The 21,027-nt window shown below is 35.3% G+C and carries 15 protein-coding genes and 1 pseudogene; 12 read left to right on the top strand and 4 right to left on the bottom strand.

Translation table 11 applies throughout. The annotated features are described in order from the left end of the window. Nucleotides 1–26: 26 nt before the first annotated feature. The 6 genes and pseudogenes from slyD to cysE all read left to right on the top strand — a co-directional run. Nucleotides 27–509, top strand: a pseudogene (slyD, locus tag BMW37_RS09680) (peptidylprolyl isomerase); the annotation flags it as partial. Between the two features lie 97 nt (nucleotides 510–606). Next, on the top strand, nucleotides 607–1,374 hold the full coding sequence (gene tpiA, locus BMW37_RS09675) for a triose-phosphate isomerase (protein WP_093320387.1): 768 nt from the start codon (nucleotides 607–609) through the stop codon (nucleotides 1,372–1,374). 441 nt (nucleotides 1,375–1,815) lie between these two features. Continuing rightward, nucleotides 1,816–2,265 (top strand): rhodanese-like domain-containing protein, encoded by a 450-nt coding sequence (locus BMW37_RS09670; protein ID WP_093320307.1) that lies wholly within the window; start codon nucleotides 1,816–1,818, stop codon nucleotides 2,263–2,265. Between the two features lie 113 nt (nucleotides 2,266–2,378). Then, entirely contained in the window at nucleotides 2,379–2,858 is a 480-nt protein-coding gene (gene secB, locus BMW37_RS09665) for a protein-export chaperone SecB (protein WP_093320304.1), read from the top strand. Between the two features lie 2 nt (nucleotides 2,859–2,860). Further along, the gene (gene gpsA / locus BMW37_RS09660; protein ID WP_093320302.1) at nucleotides 2,861–3,880 is read left to right on the top strand and encodes an NAD(P)H-dependent glycerol-3-phosphate dehydrogenase; all 1,020 of its coding nucleotides are present in this window, start codon (nucleotides 2,861–2,863) and stop codon (nucleotides 3,878–3,880) included. 99 nt (nucleotides 3,881–3,979) lie between these two features. After that, complete coding sequence (cysE, locus tag BMW37_RS09655) at nucleotides 3,980–4,825, top strand: serine O-acetyltransferase (RefSeq protein WP_093320299.1); 846 nt, start codon at nucleotides 3,980–3,982, stop codon at nucleotides 4,823–4,825. Here the strand turns inward: cysE and BMW37_RS15590 are convergent. From BMW37_RS15590 to bamE, 3 genes are all read right to left on the bottom strand, one after another. Beyond that, complete coding sequence (locus BMW37_RS15590; RefSeq protein ID WP_093320297.1) at nucleotides 4,822–5,391, bottom strand: tRNA (cytidine(34)-2'-O)-methyltransferase; 570 nt, start codon at nucleotides 5,389–5,391, stop codon at nucleotides 4,822–4,824. The genes cysE and BMW37_RS15590 overlap by 4 nt on opposite strands. A gap of 139 nt (nucleotides 5,392–5,530) precedes the next feature. Continuing rightward, on the bottom strand, nucleotides 5,531–6,484 hold the full coding sequence (gene tal / locus BMW37_RS09645; protein WP_093320294.1) for a transaldolase: 954 nt from the start codon (nucleotides 6,482–6,484) through the stop codon (nucleotides 5,531–5,533). A gap of 299 nt (nucleotides 6,485–6,783) precedes the next feature. Next, a complete protein-coding gene (bamE, locus tag BMW37_RS09640) occupies nucleotides 6,784–7,119 on the bottom strand; it encodes an outer membrane protein assembly factor BamE (RefSeq protein ID WP_093320291.1) in 336 nt (111 codons plus the stop codon). A 408-nt stretch (nucleotides 7,120–7,527) separates the two neighbouring features. Between bamE and fnr the strand changes: the two genes are divergently transcribed. From fnr to BMW37_RS09615, 5 genes are all read left to right on the top strand, one after another. Next, nucleotides 7,528–8,265: a fumarate/nitrate reduction transcriptional regulator Fnr gene (gene fnr / locus BMW37_RS09635; RefSeq protein ID WP_093320289.1), complete on the top strand. Its 738-nt coding sequence runs from the start codon at nucleotides 7,528–7,530 to the stop codon at nucleotides 8,263–8,265. 412 nt (nucleotides 8,266–8,677) lie between these two features. Beyond that, nucleotides 8,678–9,472: a 3-methyl-2-oxobutanoate hydroxymethyltransferase gene (panB, locus tag BMW37_RS09630; protein ID WP_093320286.1), complete on the top strand. Its 795-nt coding sequence runs from the start codon at nucleotides 8,678–8,680 to the stop codon at nucleotides 9,470–9,472. A gap of 16 nt (nucleotides 9,473–9,488) precedes the next feature. After that, a complete protein-coding gene (gene panC / locus BMW37_RS09625) occupies nucleotides 9,489–10,352 on the top strand; it encodes a pantoate--beta-alanine ligase (protein WP_093320284.1) in 864 nt (287 codons plus the stop codon). 113 nt (nucleotides 10,353–10,465) lie between these two features. After that, a complete protein-coding gene (gene panD / locus BMW37_RS09620) occupies nucleotides 10,466–10,846 on the top strand; it encodes an aspartate 1-decarboxylase (protein WP_093320281.1) in 381 nt (126 codons plus the stop codon). Between the two features lie 222 nt (nucleotides 10,847–11,068). Continuing rightward, complete coding sequence (locus tag BMW37_RS09615) at nucleotides 11,069–11,530, top strand: FxsA family protein (RefSeq protein WP_177168637.1); 462 nt, start codon at nucleotides 11,069–11,071, stop codon at nucleotides 11,528–11,530. 213 nt (nucleotides 11,531–11,743) lie between these two features. Here BMW37_RS09615 and BMW37_RS15980 read toward each other — a convergent pair whose 3' ends face one another. Next, nucleotides 11,744–11,914, bottom strand: coding sequence for a transposase (locus BMW37_RS15980; protein WP_093320274.1), 171 nt, complete (start codon nucleotides 11,912–11,914; stop codon nucleotides 11,744–11,746). Between the two features lie 1,181 nt (nucleotides 11,915–13,095). Here BMW37_RS15980 and BMW37_RS09600 point away from each other — a divergent pair. Continuing rightward, a complete protein-coding gene (locus BMW37_RS09600) occupies nucleotides 13,096–20,691 on the top strand; it encodes an autotransporter outer membrane beta-barrel domain-containing protein (protein WP_093320269.1) in 7,596 nt (2,531 codons plus the stop codon). The last annotated feature ends 336 nt before the right edge of the window (nucleotides 20,692–21,027 follow it).

Below are 21,027 nucleotides of genomic sequence, written 5' to 3'. Positions count from 1 at the left end.
ATAGACATTCAAATTAGGAATCTGTTATGAAAATAGTTAAAGACGTTGTTGTATCGCTTGCTTATATCATGAAAAACCAAGATGGTGTGATTTTAGATGAAGCAACAATAGATAACCCACTAGATTATCTGCATGGTCATTTTAATCTTGTTGATGGGCTTGAAAATGAGTTAGAAGGGCATGTAGTAGGTGATAAACTTGAAGTAACAGTTACCCCTGAAAATGGCTATGGTGAGTATGATGATGATTTAGTTCAACGTGTTCCTGCCGAAGTTTTTGGTGATACTGAAGAATTAGAAGTGGGCATGCGCTTTTTAGCAGATACCGACCAAGGTCAAATCCCAGTTGAAATTACAGCGATAGAAGATGGATTTGTTGTTGTTGATGCAAATCATACACTAGCTGGGCAAACCATGCATTTTTCTGTTGAGGTCTTAGCGATTAGAGAAGCTTTACCTGAAGAACTTTCACATGGGCATGCTCATGGTGCACATGGCCACCACCACGATTAAGGCAATTGTTCAATTTAATTGAGTCTGTACAGTTTAAGGCTTACCGTTAAAAGTAAGCTTATTTTTTTAATTAATATATAAGGAAGGAACTATGATGCGTAAACCACTCGTTATGGGAAACTGGAAATTAAATGGTGATACTAAAATGGTCGCTGAGTTAATTGCAGGATTAAAAAATGAATTAGCCTCTGTCAACGGATGCCAAGTGGCAATTGCGCCACCTAATATGTATCTTTCGCAGGCAAGTGATCAGATCAAAGGCTCTCTTATTGAATTAGGTGCCCAAAATAGTGATGTCAACGTAAGTGGTGCTTTTACCGGCGAAACATCACCTTTGATGCTAAAGGATGTTGGTGTAAAATATGTAATTTTAGGCCATAGTGAGCGTAGAACTTATCATGCTGAAACAGATGAACTTATTGCAAAAAAATTTGCTGCAGTAAAAGAAAATGGTTTGACTCCTGTTCTTTGTATTGGTGAAACAGAAGCTGAGAATGAAGCAGGCCAAACAGAAGCTGTTTGTGCAAAGCAATTAGATGCTGTACTTAAAACATTAGGTGCAGCTGCATTTAACCAAGCGGTGATTGCTTATGAACCAGTTTGGGCGATTGGTACAGGAAAATCAGCAACACCTGCACAAGCACAGGCTGTGCATAAATTCATTCGTGATCATATTGCAAAGCAAGACGCAAATGTTGCTAAACAAGTGATTATTCAATATGGCGGATCTGTTAATGCAGCAAATGCAGCAGAATTATTTACACAGCCAGATATTGATGGTGCTCTTGTTGGTGGTGCATCACTTAAAGCCGATGCCTTTGCTGTTATTGTTAAAGCTGCCGAAGCCGCTAAAAAAGCCTAGTTCAATTTTTTTGATTAGGTTTGAGTAAAATATATTATTTGGCATTACTCAGTATGAGGTTCTAATATAACTCTAAGAGAGTGCTATTTAATAGATAAAGGTGCGAATCTTATTGAATAATGTTAAACTTTATCGATAATGTTCGCATTATCTATCACTTGGTGCTTAATTTCCAAGTGATACAAATAGATTAAACGCCCAGTCTTTAAAAGACAGCTTAACTCGTGTTAGAACATTAGAGCAGATCGACAATATAAGTACGAATTGTTTTGTTAAATTAATCAATGTCGTTACATTTAAATTAATTGTTGATAACATTAAGGTTGGTACGAGCATGTTTTTATCATGTCAGTTATGGTAGCCATCAAGTATCTTCCAAAGTGCACTCTGACCTATACTTAACTTAGATGCCAGTGAAAATAAAAATAGACGAGAAAATTTATGTTGCAATCGTTTTTTGAACAACTTCCCACTTTTTTTAAAAACCATTCTATACTATCTATTGCATGGGTAGGGTTACTAATTACAATAATTGTTCTGACATTCCAGTCTTTCTTTTCTAAAGTAAAAGACATCACTCGAACCCAAGCAATACAAGCATTAAATCAAGATGATGCTATCGTCGTTGATTTGCGTGCAAATAATGATTTTAGAACAGGCCACATTGCAAATTCCATAAACCTACTACCTGCTGAAATCAAAAAAGGTAGTATTGGTAAATTAGATAAACATAGAGAGAAATTAGTAATTTTAGTGTGTGCTACAGGTATGACTGCTAGGGCAAGCGCAAATGAACTTATCAAACAGCATGGGTTTTCGCGTGTAGCAACCTTAAAAGAAGGGTTAGCTGGTTGGAATGGTGAAAATTTACCTCTAGTAAAAGGGAAATAAGTTAGTCCAGAATAAGATAACTTATTTTGTAGTCAAAAATTAACGACAAGGCAGAAAATTAATAAGATTTTTTGCCCTATAAACTTTGAATATCATTCATATAAGGATTTATTATGTCAGAACAACAAGCTCCGCAAATGACTTTCCAAACACAACGCATTTACACAAAAGATATCTCTTTTGAAGCACCTAAATCTCCTTATATTTTCCAAAAAGACTGGAAGCCAGAGTTAAAGCTTGATTTAGATACAAGTTCAAATAAATTAAGTGATAATGTATATGAAGTGACGTTGCGTGTTACAGTGACTGCTAATATTGAGGAAGAAGTGGCTTTTTTATGTGAAGTACAACAGGCGGGTATTTTTGTTATTGATGGATTAGAAGGCAATCAACTTGCTCATTGTATTGGTGCATATTGCCCAAATATACTTTATCCTTTTGCACGTGAGTGTGTTTTAAGTTTAGCAACCCGAGGTACCTTCCCACAAATTAATTTAGCGCCCGTTAATTTTGATCAGTTATTTATGAATTATTTGCAGCAACAGGCCGCAAATAACCAATCTGCGAATGATGCAGAACCTTTGGACGCTTAATTATGCAAACGCCTTCATCTATTGCGGTATTGGGAGCAGGGTCTTATGGCACTGCGCTTGCTATTAGCTTGGCTAGAAACGGTCATAAAGTCTGTTTATGGGGGCACAATCCTGAGCATATGGCTAAGTTGCTAGCTGCACGGGAAAATCAATTGTTTTTACCTGGTATCATTTTCCCACCATTATTAGCGATTTCTGATAATCTTCAAAAAACAGTTTCAAGCTTTCAAGATTTGCTAGTTGTCGTGCCTAGTCATGTTTTTGGGGATGTATTAAAGCAGATTAAGCCGTATTTAAGTCATGAATCTCGATTAGCTTGGGCGACAAAAGGTCTTGAAGTTGAAACTGGACGATTACTTCAAGATGTAGCAAGAGATATTTTAGGCCCTGATATTCCTTTAGCTGTAATATCTGGCCCAACCTTTGCTAAAGAATTAGCAGCAGGATTACCAACAGCGATTAGTATTGCTGCAACCGATGACACTTTTGCTGATGATTTGCAAACCATTTTGCATCACGAGCAACGATTCCGGGCTTATCTTAATAATGATATGATAGGGGTGCAGTTAGGGGGAGCCGTAAAAAATGTTATAGCAATTGGTGCAGGTATCTCTGATGGTATGGGGTTTGGTGCCAATGCTAGAACGGCACTTATTACTCGAGGTATCGCTGAAATATCAAGGTTGGGTGTATCAATGGGCGCAGATCCTTTTACGTTCATGGGAATGGCTGGGTTAGGAGATTTAGTATTAACTTGTACAGATAATCAATCTCGAAATCGCCGATTTGGATTATTATTGGGCCAAGGTGCAACGAAAGATGAAGCATTAGAAGAAATCGGGCAAGTTGTTGAAGGATTTAGAAATACACAAGAAGTGCACGAACTTGCTAAGAGACACAATGTCTCCATGCCAATTGTCGAGCAGATGTACGCGATTTTATATCAAGGGAAATCAGCAAAAGAAGCATCACTTTCATTGCTTGGTAGAGATAGGCGTGAAGAGAATAGGCTAGGAGACTGAGGGGAGCGATAAGCACCCTAAAAATACGTTATGCTGATGAATTTGATTTTATAAATGAACTCAAAATGGCTAAATAACTTTAGGATACTTTGGTAAACTATGTCATTACATGATATTAATACGGTCTGGCAGCATATTCAGCTAGAAGCGAAATCTTTAGTAGAAGATGAACCGGTATTAGCAAGTTTTTATCACTCAACGCTACTTAGGCATAAAACATTTTCAAGCGCATTAAGTTATATATTAGCTGAAAAATTAGCTAATACCACTATGCCTGCAGTCACATTAAGGGATATCATTTCTGAGGCATTCCAGGCCGAACCGACAATGGTTTCACAAGCAGCAAGGGATATTATAGCAGTCATCAGCCGTGATCCTGCAGTTAAACACTACTCTACACCTCTTTTATACTTGAAAGGTTTTCATGCGTTACAAGCATACCGTATTGGGCATTGGTTATGGCAAAATCAGAGGCAAGCACTGGCAATTTTTTTACAGAATGAGGTTTCTGTTAAATTAGGCGTTGATATCCATCCAGCTGCTAAAATTGGTTGTGGTATTTTACTTGATCATGCGACTGGCATTGTGGTTGGCGAAACGGCGATTATTGAAAATGACGTTTCAATTTTACAAAATGTCACATTAGGAGGGACAGGTAAAGAATGCGGTGATCGTCATCCTAAAATACGAGAAGGAGTGATGATAGGTGCTGGCGCCAAAATACTTGGCAACATAGAGATAGGGAAGGGAGCTAAAATAGGCGCAGGATCAGTTGTTTTGCAAGCCGTTAAAGCCCATACTTCTGTTGCGGGAGTGCCTGCTCGAGTGGTTGGTAAGCCAAATAGTGCAAAGCCTTCTTTAGAAATGAATCAAGAGTTTACTCAACAGATAGATGAAGATGAGTATAATGCTTATGTCGCAACTTTTCTTGGAACTGGTATTTAGCGTACAGCACCTTGATAATCAAGTTGTCTCCACGCCTCATAAACTACAACCGAAACTGCATTAGAGAGATTCATACTTCTACTGCTTGCACTCATCGGGATTTTAATTTTGTCATTTGATGATAATTCATTCAAAATTGACATGGGAATTCCTCTAGTCTCAGGTCCGAATAATAAATAATCGCCGGCTTTATAGGAAACTGAACTATGAGCTCCTGAACCTTTAGTGGTGAGAGCATATAACTTAGGACCAGTATGATTTTCAATTTTTTGAGTGATCATTTTGGTTAGTAATTGATCGCACAAAGATTCATCTAAAATAGAATGTTCTTCAAATTGTGATTGAGTAATGAATTTCTGAGCAAGAAGAAAGTTTGCATAGCTTTGGTGTCGTTTAACATCGACAAATTCATGGTAATCCAGTCCTGCACGTCTTAGGCGCTTGTCATCCCAAGGAAAACCAAGTGGTTCTATGAGGTGAAGATTAAAGCCAGTATTTGCGCATAATCTTATAATATTCCCAGTGTTAGGGGGGATTTCAGGTTGGTATAGAACAATATTTAGCATAAGAATGAGTGATGTAATATCCAAAAGGGGTGTGGAAATTATTAGTAATTATCTAGTGTTCGAATGAAAATGCTCATAACTCCATTTTATCCATATATTATGGATAAAATGGAGGGCAGTACGAACTTGAGACTCGAGATTAGAACATTGATTCAATCATTGCTTCAAGTTTGCCTTGGTCAACTGCAAATTTTCTAATACCATCAGTGAGTTTTTCAACAGCCATCGGATCTGAATTGTGATCCCAATAAAATTGAGCTTCAGTTAGTTTAGCGGGTTTAGCTTTAACTGTACCTTTGAAATCGAGTTTACGCTCCAAAGTACCAGTCGATTCAGCTAATTCTTTTAATAAGTTAGGTGATATTGTCAGACGGTCACAACCAGCTAACGCTAGAATTTCTCCGATATTACGGAAGCTTGCGCCCATGACAACTGTTGAATAGCCATGTTCTTTGTAGTAGTTGTAAATTTCAGTTACAGAAATAACACCCGGATCTTCATGGGCTTGATATTCAACGCCTGGATTATTAGCTTTGTACCAATCTAAAATTCTGCCAACAAACGGAGAAATTAAATAAACGCCTGCTTCAGCACAAGCGCGTGCTTGTGCAAATGAGAATAACAAAGTGAGATTGCAATTGATGCCCTTTTGTTCAAGTACTTCGGCAGCACGAATCCCTTGCCATGTCGATGCAAGTTTAATGAGGATTCTATCATTACTGATTCCGGCATCGTTATATAATTTAATGAGTTTTTCAGCTTTGGCAATGCTGGCATCTGTATCGTAAGAAAGTCTTGCGTCAACTTCAGTGGAAATTCTTCCTGGGATTAATTTTAAGATTTCAAGTCCAATATTCACCGCAAGTTTATCACCAGCATCAATGATTTGTTGAGCTTTCTCATTGCTTTGGGATTTGGCGTATGCAATTGCATCTTTTATCAAAGGGGCATACTCTGGTATTTGTGCCGCATTTAAAATTAAAGATGGGTTGGTTGTTGCATCTTCTGGTGTATATAACTTCATTGCTGCTATGTCACCAGTATCGGCAACAACTGTCGTAAACTGGCGTAATTGAGATAATTTATCAGACATGGTAACCCCTTAGTAGTGGAAAAAGAAAAACACATTTAGGTGATTTTACCACTGATAAGCGTAAAGCTCTAGCGAGAATTGCTGTATATCATACGCAAATAAGATGTTTATTTTAATTATGCAGCTAATTGCTAGAGTTAAGGTTTGGTGAAAAGTTTTACGCTGGTGCCAGATTTTTTTAGACTAGAGGTAATTTGGTGTAAAGTGATAAGAGTCTTTACTGAATGTCTATGAATCTGATATAAAAAACTCGCCGAGAGGCGAGTCTAGAATTTATAGAAACATTAAAGTTTAGCCTATTAAAGCTCAGTAACTGGCTCATATTTAAGCGATGAAACAAGACCTTCAGAATCAAACGTGACAATTAACTTTTCTTGCCTAAGCGCTTCTCTAGATGGTTGTTGCCTAAAGATATAAATCCAACGGCTTTTATCAAAAACATCAGTTGTGATAGGTGAGCCAAGTAAATATAGTACCTGTTCTTGAGTCATTCCCTCAGTAACACTTTTAGCTGCACCCTCAGCAAGATAATTACCCTGGTTTAGGTCGGGCTTATATAGTATTTGATTACAGCCTGATAACAATGACATCGCAATCACAATTAAACTGATACGAAAAATAAATTTATTACGCATTTAAGGGATCCTTTCAAACTGTCGAAGAAAATTTCTCTCATTATAAACTAAAATCACGTAGAGATATACAATTCCACAGATATTTTAAAATGTCAAATTTTACATATATTTATAATAAATGGTGTTAGTATGTTAGGTAGTAGTTTGCTTATACAAGCCGTTAGCAATTCTTTTAATTAAAGACTATAAAGCTATCATTTCAAAGTAATATATTGCTATGTATGAATAGATATAGATTTGTGTATATAGCTTATTGTTTTTATGTTTATGAAATTAAATGATAATTTATAAAAGTAGAAATAATGTTAATTAATATATGTTAAGTTAGAAAGTTAGTGTTAAAATAAGAGGCAGTCTTGAAGCTTTATTTCATTTTGTTAACACAAATTTCATTAGAGGTGATTATTTATGACAAACCGATCTCCCCATGTCATCCAAAAATTTTCGAATAATCGCTCTTCAATTCATTGTCAAAATTGTAGCATTAGTCAGTTATGCCTGCCTTTCACTTTATCTAATATTGAATTGGAACAACTTGATAAAATTATTGAACGCAAAAAACCTATCCAGAAAGGACAAACGCTATTTAATGCAGGTGAAACGTTAAACTCACTTTTTGCAATAAGAGCCGGCACAATGAAAACATACACGATTACTGAAAATGGTGAAGAACAAATTACAGGTTTTCATCTGCCTGGCGATTTAGTTGGCTTTGACGCTATCGTGTCAAAAGAGCACCCAAGTTTCGCCCAAGCATTAGAAACCTCAATGGTATGTGAAATCCCTTATGATGTATTGGATGAATTGTCTGGTAAAATGCCAAAACTCCGCCAACAAATCATGCGCTTAATGAGCTGTGAAATTAAAAGTGATCAGGATGTTTTGTTGCTATTGTCTCAGAAAAATGCAGAGCAGCGCCTAGCTGCATTTATTTTAAATTTATCTAAGCGCTTTTCAGATAGAGGCTTATCATCAAAAGAGTTCCGTCTAAGTATGACACGGGGAGAAATTGCAAACTACCTTGGATTGACTGTCGAAACGGTTAGTCGATTATTTGGCAGATTACAAACTAATGAATTATTATTAGTGAAGGGCAAATTTATTGAAATAATAGATCAACCCGCGCTAGAAGCTTTGGCTAACTAAATTAAGTTTATCCATCTACTTATACATGGTTATGTAAGCAAAGCATCCTATCATCAATCAACGATAGGATGCTTTGGTTTAATAAAAACCAAATTTTTATTAAACCCCATGAATTATCAAAACCCTAAATATTTTAGATCCCCGCTTTGACATCTTACCCACCGTTAAGGACAAGGTTTCACAGTACACCGGATAATATTTATACTCATTTGAAGGCTTAAATCAAGGAATTGAAATGAATTGATTGAGGCATAAGTGAAATTCTGTATAATTATCTTCATATATGATTCTCTTTAATGACTTATTGCAAAGGCTTTAAGTATATGACGTTAAATCTTTAGATCATAACTGAAATAGATATTTTAAGAGGACAAATGGGCAATTATGCTCACTTTACTTTAATAGGCTATGTATGAAAACAATTACTATTACAGATTTGATTAAGTATAAAAACGAACAGAAAAAATTTGCAACCTTAACTGCTTATGATGCGAGTTTTGCTAAACTATTTGTAGATGCTGGTATTGAAGTATTACTGGTTGGGGATTCATTAGGCATGACATTACAAGGATTAAGCTCCACGTTACCTGTCAAAATTGACGATATTGCCTATCATACCCGCTGCGTTAAAATGGGGGCGCCTAACTGTTTCTTATTATCTGATATGCCTTTTATGAGTTATGCGACACCTATTGATGCGTATCAAAATGCGGCTAAGTTAATGCAAGCAGGTGCAAATATGGTCAAGCTTGAAGGGGGGAGTTGGTTAACTGAAACCGTTCAGGGGTTAACGCAACGTTCTGTTCCTGTTTGTGCTCATCTAGGGTTAACGCCACAATCAGTAAATGTGCTAGGAGGATATAAAGTTCAAGGCAGAGAAGATGCGGTTGCAAAGCAACTATTATCTGATGCGATTGAACTTCAAAATGCTGGAGCTCAACTGCTAGTTTTAGAGTGCGTACCTACTGACTTGGCTAAACAGATTACTAACCATGTCGCTATTCCTGTCATAGGAATAGGTGCAGGACCTCATACAGATGGACAAATTTTAGTCATGCATGATGCACTTGGTATTACAGCTGGTAAAGTTCCTAAATTTGCGAAAAATTTCTTAGCCCAAACAGGGGATATTCGCACTGCGATTAAAACTTATATTGAAGAAGTTGAAAATCAAACTTACCCTGCTGTAGAACACTCATTTAATTAAAGGTAATGGAATAACAATGAAAATTGTAGAGCTTATCCCTATAGCAAGAGACTTGATAAACCAAGCTAAAATAGCTGGTAAGTCTATAGCACTAGTCCCTACAATGGGTAATTTGCATGCTGGTCATTTAGCTCTGATTACATTAGCAAAGCAGCATGCTGATTTTGTGGTGGTGTCAATATTTGTTAATCCTTTGCAGTTTAATAATCCTGATGATTTTGCAAATTATCCAAGAACTGTGCAAATGGATTGTGAAACAATCGCTAAAGTAGGTGGGGTTGATCTGATATTTGCACCCTCTGAGTCCCATATGTACCCATATGAGGAATTAGAAGAGCAGACTTTTATTGAAGTGCCAGGATTATCAGATATGCTAGAAGGTGCAAATCGTCCTGGTCATTTTAGAGGTGTTACGACAGTAGTTGGTAAATTATTTAATATTATCAATCCAGATTATGCGTGTTTTGGTGAAAAAGATTTTCAGCAGTTAGCTATCATAAAAAAAATGGTGAGAGATCTGTCGTTTAATGTGAATATATTAAGTTTACCGACTATCCGGGCAGAAGATGGCTTAGCCTTAAGTTCACGTAATGGGTTATTAACTGACTTAGAGCGAGAAACAGCGCCCAAATTAGCAGAGGTAATGAATCAAATCTCGAGTAACATGAAAGAAGGTGAGCTATATATCCCCACGCTGTTAAGTACAGCACAATTTGCTTTAGAACAGCATGGATTTATCCCAGATGAGCTTTTTATTTGTGATGCAGACACCTTAGGAGAATTAACTATAACAAGTACACATGCAGTGATATTAATGGCTGCGACTTTAGGTAGGGCACGACTAATCGATAATATGATTGTAGAATTACCAGTAAGATAGCTAGTCGCTTACGATTTGCATATCAAATGATAAGATAATGTTTTCGATTTTTTAAACAATTAAGTTAAAATAGTGACTCTTTTTTAAATTTAATAAATTATGTAGAGGTTTTTATGATTCGCACCGTTTTACAAGGAAAGTTACATCGCGTTCGAGTGACACAGGCTGATTTGCATTATGAAGGTTCTTGCGCGATTGATCTCGATTTTATGGATGCAGCGGGTATTTTAGAGTACGAAGCAATTGATATTTATAATGTCGATAATGGGCAACGATTTTCGACTTATGCTATAGCGGCCGAAAGAGGCTCAAAAATTATTTCTGTTAATGGTGCAGCAGCTAGATTAGTAGAAGAAGGGCACCGGTTAATTATTTGCTCGTATGTGCAAATGAGTGATGCAGAGGCAAGAGTACATAAACCTAAAGTCGGCTATTTTGATGATAATAATGTCTTAAGAAGAACAGCTAAAGCAATACCTGTTCAAGTTTCATAACAGGACATAAACTTTTATATTCAAAGGGCTTACATATTAAATGAGATTGGTTCGGCACTCATATTAAGCGTGATAGATCATTAGGTATAATCAAAGCTTTGTGCATTTTAGATGTAAGTCACTTAAATTTTAGGTGCCTAATTGTTCGTAACAAGTAGTCTGACGATTAGGGTATAGAAAAGATATTGATACATTATGTCCTTACTGGAAACTCCCAATTATATGAAATTTATTATACTTCTAGTGGTTTTGTTATTGATATATTTAGAGTTTTCACTTTTTGTTATCATTGCCAATCAAATTGGTGTGTTAATGACCATTATTCTTGGATTTCTATCAACAATCATTGGAATTTCATTAGTAAAAAAGCAAGGCTTGCAACATATGTTGTTTTTACAAATGAAGCAAGTACCACAAAATGATGCTTTATTTGGTTTGATAAAGGGATTTACGTTATTAGTTGCCGGTTTTATGTTGCTTATACCCGGTTTTATTACCGATGCTATCGGACTACTTCTGCTCATTCCGATTGTTCAGAGACTTGTTTACCGATTTTATGCGAGAAAAATTAAAGTGAATCCAGTCTATCATCGATATGCAGATGAAAATACGTTTGAAGGTGAATATACTCGTCATCCAGAACCAGAACAAACTAAATTAGATAATAACCCCCCTACCCAGTAATGATTCAACTCGACAAGCTAAGAGTTTATATTTATGTAATTGAAGGTGCGCAGTAGGAACCCCCTTGCTTTAGCGAGGACGGTGTCAATGTTATAGTGTGTGTTTCTATGTGCATGCTTTTGGTTTCAGATAATATTGAGTGAAGTCAAGCCGGTAGAAATATGGACTTTTTGGGTAATTGCTTAAATTTACCCATGCGTAAATATGCAATTGTCATAACGTTGTTGTATTTCTATATCCCTTGGTTGTTCTTTTTACTTGCTGCAGTGGCCCATTAATCGCTTCTACATAAGCGTTGCTACTGTTATCAAGTAATCCCCTTACAATCCCATCAAAATACTTTCTAAGGGTAAGCACTTGCTCTTCAAGCGGTTCTAATTTAATTCGTCTTTTTCAGTTAATTTATACTTTTAATTGCGTGCGTTAGGGCTAAGCTCACCTTTTTTAATCTGCTCTAAGGCTTTTGGGACTAATGTCACACTGTGAAACGCGTCAAGACTGATTTGTGTATTTGGAATGGATTGATTGTCATCTGCAAAAATAAGCTGAGCTCAAATAGCTACAAGTATGCACAGGTCTTATCTGTAATTCATTGATTATATAAATTATTTTAATATTTTTATAAGTTTCTGGGGCTTTTGCTTTGTGAGCATGGTATTCAATCTTTCTATGCGCTTCTTTATCTGAAATATCCAGTAGTTTCGCTACTTGAAGCATAATCAGCATTTGAGCTAAAAAGAGCGTAACTGATTCAAGCACGTGGGAGAATCTCGAATTGTTTGATACTAGACGGTATTAAGTCCTTAGGTTGTTTTACTCATGCATGCGGCAAGCTTCATTATGTGGTCAAAATTAAAGGGAGACATAATATTGAAGCCTAAAAAGCAATCGAAATGATAGACCAACTTTTTAAAATATAAAATAATTTACCGAATCGACCTTTGCAAAAAGATATGAAACATGACAAAGAGGCGCACGACCTAATTTTAAAAAGTTCAAATCATACCTAAATGATAAAGCGTTTAATGAGGAGGCTTATTGAACGCTTTATCAAGACAATTAAATACATCTTCAATCAGTGGCTATATTAAATCGGTAACACTGATAATAGGGATTGGCAAATTGGTAATAATCTAGTTGAAAGAGATATTAGCATAGTTGCGCTAAGACATAAAAGTTGAATGTCTTCTGGCTCAGTTATGGACATCCACGCAAGCGTTTTAATTATCAGTTTTGTGTAAACTTACAGGATAAATCAAGCATCTCCTTAGGTATGTTTTCATGATGTATTTAGAGAGTCACTCTAGTATGAGACAGGATGCAGATAACACTGACTTGATGTCGTTTAATTTTGTAAAACAGTCGTACAACACACTAGTCGAAACGGCATTTACATAAACTTAACGTACTTTTGATTGTTTTAAGCGCTAAGAGAAGCTTTAAGCTTGAATTTGAGTAATATTAAAAGTAAAATTGTTGTTTTTAATAAAACATATAAACATTAAATAACATTCTGAAATTCAATTTAAATTTTACGCATTATTTAACAATACCAAGGAAACAAAATGAAACTTTCTTTATTGGCTATTTTAGTCAAAGGCGAACTCGTGCCTAATGATTTAATAAATAAACCAACTAACCCCATCACGACACATCTGACAAAATCCCTAGGCTCTGCTTTAATTGGATTGAGTTTTTTAACCATTCCAAATGCTTTTGCAGTGACGGCTGAGGAGTGCTTAATTACTACGAACTGTCAAGTAGTCACTGATACAGCTGGCTTAAATAGTGTGTTAAATAGTACAACCAGTCAAGTAACACGTATTGTCTTTGCTAATGACATTAAGTTAACTAGTGACGTCATTGTAAAAATGGTTGAATCAAATAGGAAAAATATCGTAATTGATGGTAATGGCTTTAGCTTGAATGTAGGTTTGTATGATTTTAATTTTAATACAGCTACACCAGCGGATTGGGATAATAATAAAGGACTATTTACCTTTGAGAATTTTAATCTATTACAATCATCGGTCGCGTCTGATGAAGCCGTTGTTAGAGTGAATAAAAATACAGCTATCGATATCCAATTTGATAAAATAAATAAATTTAGCGATAGCATGTACGCAGTAATGGGTGTTTTAGGTGATTCAAGTCAAGGGAATCAAAAAGCGGAAGTTATTTTTGGTGACATCAAAGAGATGGATAAATTTACCTATCGTACAGGACATCAAATTGTTCAGGGTGGCCCCCTTCGTTTTAAAGGTAAGTTTGATATTTTTACAGATGGTTCGCCTGGGACTTATAATACTATTTTTTGGTCGAATGTGATCAATGAATATAATCTAATGACTTTTGAAAGCACTGCGGACTTATCTGCCAAAGTAACCATTTTTACCCTCGGGGCAGCTAACAATAATAACGCCTATAAATACGTTATGCATGATGGTGCGAAATTTAAATTACATACCTCAACTAATACATTTGGTAATTCGAATAATGGTTTAGTATTGGGGTCATACAATAAAGATACGGGATTTAGTCAAGGCGTATTACTGGATCTAGCTAATTATAATGAAGGTGCGCTTAACGGGGATAGCATCAGTAACCTTGGAGGTGATAATACTGGTGGTATAGGTAATGGAGCTAAAACCAATGGTGATGTTATATTTAATATTGGAACAGGTTCTAAACTGGCTTATACAGGCACAAATAGTGCTGGAATCAAAACAGTTAAAAACTCTAATGTAAAAGGTGATGTATACATCCGAAGTGACGCAGCATTGAATGCAACCAATGCAAATGGAATTGTTACGACCATGAATGGCAGTGGTAATTTAGTTCTGTTGAATGATAAGAATGGATCTATAAATGCCCAAAATGGAATTTTATTCTCAACTACAAGTGGTACAGGCTCTTACGAGATTACTAATAAAGGAACGATTAATAGTAGTATTAATGGAATTAGCTTGACTGCAGATACCGATAATGCAACCAATTTAATTTTAGATTTAACCGACAGTGATATTAATGCTAATGCTGGGACTGGTATTGTAGTATCTGGAAATTTAAACGCAGAAATATCAGGTGGGAATATTAATTTAGATGAGCAGGGTTCTACAGGTATATCTATCCTTAATAAAGGCGTAACTGAGATAACTAATCTACTTTTGAATTTAAATAATAGTGTAGGTAGCGGTATTACATCAAACAACCAAGGTAGCATTTCCATCACCGATAGTATGATTAATGCAAGAAATCAATCTACAGGATTAAGTAACCTAGCTAACCTTAATTTAAAAAATTTAGTGATAAATGCCACTGAAAAAGCTAATGGACTATTAGCGTCTGCTGGAAATTTTGCTACCTGGACTATTGATAATCTCGCTTTGAATGTAGCAGATGAAGCAAACGGAATTATTTTAAATGGTGGATGGGATTTTAACAAAGTTATAGCAGTCAATATGGATGAGAATGCTACAGGTTTTGGTTTGAAATTCCAAGATGGAGAGGGCTCATCTGTTTTAACTCTTAATGAAAATTATCAGTTCAACGGGATAGGTAAAAATGCACTTTTAATCAGTGGTACGACTGCAAAGAAGGTTAATCAAATAAGTGATTTGGAAGGTAATATTCGCATTGAAAACCAAGGCGATACGGAGTTTAATTTAAGTTCATCTCTAGTGGGTAATATTACAGGAACGAGAGGCAATACAATATTGAACTTTGGGGAAAAAACTCAATTTAACGGAGCTATCTCTCTAAACCAAGGGGAAAATGTTTTTAATATAGATGCAGGTTCCCAAACAACCGGTAGTTATATCGGAAGTGAAGGCATTGATGTGCTTAATATCCAAGATAATGCTACAAGTGACTTAATTTTTGACTTGGGTAATGGTGATAATATCGTTAATTTGTTCGGTTCGGCAAAAGCGATTAATGCGATTAAATCAGGTTCTGGTAATGATATTTTTAATTTAACTGGGTTGACATCTAGCAATTCTGTTGGACAGTTACTTGGTGGGTCTGGGAATAACATCCTTAATTTATCAATGTATGCTGGTATAAGCGGGGAGTCTTTTAATTTAGGGTTAGCAAATAAATGGGAAGGGTTTAAAACCGCTAATATCATTAACTCACACCTTATATTAAATGATTTACATGCTGCAACTGATACAATTTTCAATCTTGACAATTCGTACTTAACAATTGCAAATCAAGATATAACCTCTCAAGAATTAAAAAATACAATTGGAGGTTCTGGCAATGTCAATATTAAAGGTAAAATTAATATAGTTAGTAGCAATGAGAATTTTACAGGTGATTGGGGAATCTCACAGTCAGGTGAAGCAACTACTTCCTTGGTTAATGCATTTGGATCCGGTTCTATCCTAAATAATGGGCGGTTATCTCTATTAGGTTTAAACACATTTGATAACTCCCTATCAGGTAATGGAACACTCGCAATATATGATGCTACTTCTTTTAATTTTGCACAAGCTAGTGCCAACCAATTTGCAGGTAAAGTTGAATTAAATAGAAGTACGATTACATTAGATGATAATAATGCTATGGCATTAAAAAACGCTGAACTTAGTTTGCATAAAGACGCTGTGGCAAATATTAATAAAAATACTACTATAGGTGATCTTAGCTTAGCAGGGGGGAGTCTTAATTTCAAATTAAATGGGCCTACTGACTCTGCATTATTAACTGTTAATCATCTTGATATAGATAGTTTAAACAATTCTACTTTAGATGTGGCTGGGTTGATCAATTTAGTACCTCCTGCCGATTATGCTGATGGGACTTCGACTAATTTTCTAGATAGTGACAGCACTGTATCAGGTAACGCAATTCAATTGATTAGTGCACAATCTGTTTCTAATGGGGACAAACAATTAAAATTAGCCATTAATGGTGATGACCAGCTAAACGGAATTCAAATAAATGATGTCAATGATGGATTTGGTAATTTAGTTGATACCATTTATGACTACGCTGCTGTTAGTTCTAATAATGGTTCTAAAGGTGCAGGTATTTATGTGGATGTTATGCTTAAAGAATTGATATCTAAAGCTAATATAGTTTTTAATAATCAAAATAGCATCAGTAATAGCATTGATACCCTCATATCTGGAATAGGTGGAATTGAAATTCAAGCAAAAGATGGCCAATCTATTACTATCACAAATGAAAACAATAAGTATGAAGGTAAAACGGTTGTTACTCAAGGTACTCTGAATATAGGTGCTGATAATGCATTAGGTAATACAAGTGAATTATCGATTGCTGATAATGCAACTGTTGATATGTTAAATGCAACATTATCACTTTTAAATCTGACTGGAACGGGCCACTTTAATATTAATAACGGTAGCTTAACTCTAAATGAAGGTAACTTTACTGGTTCCTTAACGAGTAGTAATAATGGCAGTCTGATAATCAGTGATGGACATGTAATCTTAGCTGGTGATAATCAATTTAAAGGTAAAACAACCGTAAATAGTGATAGCAGACTTCAAATTGGTAATGGAAATTCCATGTCTAGTTATGTTGGCAATATACTTAATAACGGCATGGTTATTTTCAACAGCAACTTAGATACAATTTATCAAGCGAATATTACAGGGGAAGGTTCATTAACAAAAGATTCAGATGGTTCTCTATTTATAACAAATAATCAAAGTTATACTGGTGACACAATAATCAATTCAGGTTCAATTACTTTATCTGAAAATGGTAGTCTGGCGTCTAATGTAATTAATAATGGACAACTTGAATTTGCAAAAGATACTGATTATGAATTTAATCAAATTATTTCTGGAACAGGAAATGTGTTGTTGAGCTCAGATGTAACGACGATATTCAACGGTAATAATACTTATAGTGGTGGCACAGAAGTAAGCGAAGGTAAATTGGTCTTGACATCATCAACTGGTGCAGGAACAGGATCAATTCTAGTTAACGGTGCTTTGTCTCTTGATTTTGATTCTAAGGAGCTAGGCAACATACTTAGCGGTGACGGTACTGTTCATATCAATGGAAAAGATATCTCTTTGTCAGAATATAATGAATTTAGTGGAATATTCGATGTCAATTCAGATGCATCTTTAAACCTTAATACTACATTTGGTAATGCAAATTATCATGTACAAGGTACACTCAATTTTACCGCTGATAATGATATTAGCTTATCAAATTCTTTTGCAGGTACTGGTCTTATTAATATTGATTCGAATAATCATCAGTTAAGCTTTAGCAATGAGCAAAATGCTGAAAAATTCAAGGGTACTTTATCATTAATCAATACAGCATTTGATTTAGATGAATTAAACAATCGAGAAGGGGTCAATGAAGGAACACTTTCAATTGGGCAAGGTAGTAGTGTCAATGTTGGTGGTGATTATGAAATAAATGATTTTGATATAGCAGGTGGATTACTAAATATAGTCATGAAAGATCCAATTAATCCTAATATTTTGACAGTGTCTAATTTAAGTGTTGATAATACAAACCAGCAAGGTAGTGTCAATCTTGTTGGAGCCGAGTTATCGGAGCCAGAAGCGATTGATGTGCAAAAAAATCTATTAGATCAAAATAGATTTGATCCCTCCACAGGTTTTTTGGTGGTTAAGTCAGATACCGTGTCTACACCAGGTCAAATTTTAACATTAACCGTAGATGGTGCAGGTAGGGAAAATATTACTAAGGAAATTGCAGATGAAAATGGTAACACAATTAAGGTAACGTATGATTATATAGGGATTGCTGCAGATAAATCTATCAATGAGTCTATAGATCAAAATGGCCTTTATGTGACCTATTTACTTACGCAAGTCGAATCTCTAAGTAATTTAGTAATTGATGCATCTTCTGCGAGCTATAATCTATTTTTAGCCAAAATCACTGGTCAAGGTTCTGTAGATATAAAGGCTGGTGGTAAAAGTTTAGTAATATCTAATAGCCAAAACGATAATACAGGTGGTACAACACTAAGCAATGGCACAATTCAATTAGGCGCAGATCAATCTATCAGTAGCCTTGGAAAAATCGTGCTAGATAATGCAATTTTTGATTTGAATGGTAAAACTCAAGATGTCACATCAATTGATGTAGGTGAGTCAAGTCGTTTAAATATTAATAATGGCGTGCTTAATTTTAATGGTAATGAAGATACCTCTTCAATTTTAGGCTCTTTATTCGGTAGTGGAACGCTTAATATAAATTCTGGTGAATTTATATTAAGCCAAGCTAATAATGAATTAGAAGCTTCACTTAATATTTTGGATGATGCGATTGTTAAGTTGAATAATGATGCAAATTTAGGTAGCGGCTCCTTATTCATTAATGAAATGGGTATCCTTGAACTAAATGAAGCTACATCGTTAGTAAAAAATGAATTCTCTGGATCTGGTCAGGTTAATTTAGTTTCTAGTCAAGCTACACTTGGAGGTAATAGTGAAAATTTCACAGGTAAATTTAACATAGATGAAAACAGTGAGCTTTTAATAACAAATTTAAATAATATCGGTCAGTCAAATATTAATAATAAGGGCGCGCTTAATATCAATCTAACTGGTCTAGATCAGGTGCTTACTCAAAATATCATTGGAACAGGATCAATTAACAAGCTTGGCTCAGGTATTTTAAGAGTAACGAATGATTTTACAGATTTAGGTGCATTTAATGTTAAGGGCGGAACGTTAGCATTAACTGATAGTACAGCTAAGATAAATTCATTAGACATTAGTGATAATTCTTTTGCAGGAGGGATTGGTACTATTACTGGAGATGTGACTAATAATGGTATTTTATTAGTAGGCAATGCAGTTGAAATAATAGAATCTGAAGATCAAGTATTAACTATTGAAGGCAATCTCAATAATTATAATATAGTCTCCTTGGCGGGCACTAAAACAGGTAATCGATTGAATGTGTTAGGCAACTATGACGCTAGAAGTGATTTAATTTTTAACACGGTACTAGAAGGGGATGATTCAATTACAGATAGGCTCTCTATTGAGGGTAGCACAAGTGGTCATACAACTGTATTTGTACAAAATTATGGTGGAAAAGGTGCTCAAACTAAAAATGGCATCGAGTTGATTACGGTTAATGGTGATTCATCTGGTACATTTGCTTTAGGTAATCGTGTCGTAGCAGGCAGTTATGATTATCAATTAGTACAACAAGGGACGAATTGGTATTTACAATCTAACTTACTAGCAATACGCCCTGAAATTGGTGCCTATCTAGCTAATATTGATATGGCTAATGCATCGTTAGAGAACAGTTATAGTGGTCGTATTAATCAAGTTAAGACTGATAAAAATAATGTTTTCTGGGGTAAAATTTCTGGTTCTGTGACTGATAGCCGTGCTGCAAATAGCATAAAACAAAGGCTATACAGTACTGATGTTGAAATTGGGGGTAATCTGATTAAAATTGATTATAATGATGCTAATTTTGTTTCTGGAATTTACAGTGCTATAAGTTCAGGGCACTCAAGTAATATAAGTGATGTGACAGACTTTAGTGCTAATTCAAGCCAAGATAATTACCGTATGGGTGTCTATGGGACTTATTTAACAAATATATTCTCTATTCATAATCCATCATATATAGATGGTTCATTACAGTATGCATGGCTTCATAATGAAGTTAAAGCAGGGGATTTAAATGAAACACAAAAATATGATGCGAATGCCTTAGGTGCTTCAATAGAGATTGGTACTCCAGTTAATGTATATAGCCATTCTAATCAGTATGTAGATGTGATACCTCAAGCTCAATTAATCTATAAAAAGCATAATGCAGATAACATTACGGAAACTAATGGCACTCAAATTACCCATCCTACTGTTGATGGATTGGTAACGCGGTTAGGGGCAGAAGTGCGTTATCAAACATTGATTAATAAAGATATTGAGATTACAGGTTATACTGGTATAAATTGGATTCATGATGATGTTAAAGCAGTAGTGAATTTTGATGATAACAGATATGCATCAGATAAACCTTCTGATTTACTCGATATTAAATTAGGTTTTAATATGAGTACACTTAAATATCTATCAACTTATGCTGAAATTAATACTCAGCATGGTAAAAATGAATACAATGACGTAAAAGGTACGATTGGTCTACGTTACGATTTCTAGTCATGAATTAAACTAAATTTTCTTTCATAAGAATTCTAAATAAAAAAGCGCTTTATTCTTTAATAAAGCGCTTTTTTTTGTTTTGTTTGCCCAGCAAAGCTGGCAAACCCATCCACTTGAAAGAAAGTGGAAACACTCTGACAAAGGCTAAGTTAATCCGAATGACAATGGCTATACTTTCTGACGGTTGGGTTCGAAGGAAGTCATAGGAGGTAGATGGCACATAATGCAATTGAACCTGCTTCGGTATGGTAGATTGGTAAGTTTGCATAATAACGAAAAGCTCGATACTTAGTCAAATCTATTATGTGACTGAGGATGGAGTCTAAAATAAAA

Origin of the sequence: Thorsellia anophelis DSM 18579, from assembly GCF_900111395.1 — a bacterium.
In the GTDB taxonomy this organism is placed as follows: domain Bacteria; phylum Pseudomonadota; class Gammaproteobacteria; order Enterobacterales; family Thorselliaceae; genus Thorsellia; species Thorsellia anophelis.
This window is presented reverse-complemented; position numbering and strand designations above follow the sequence as displayed.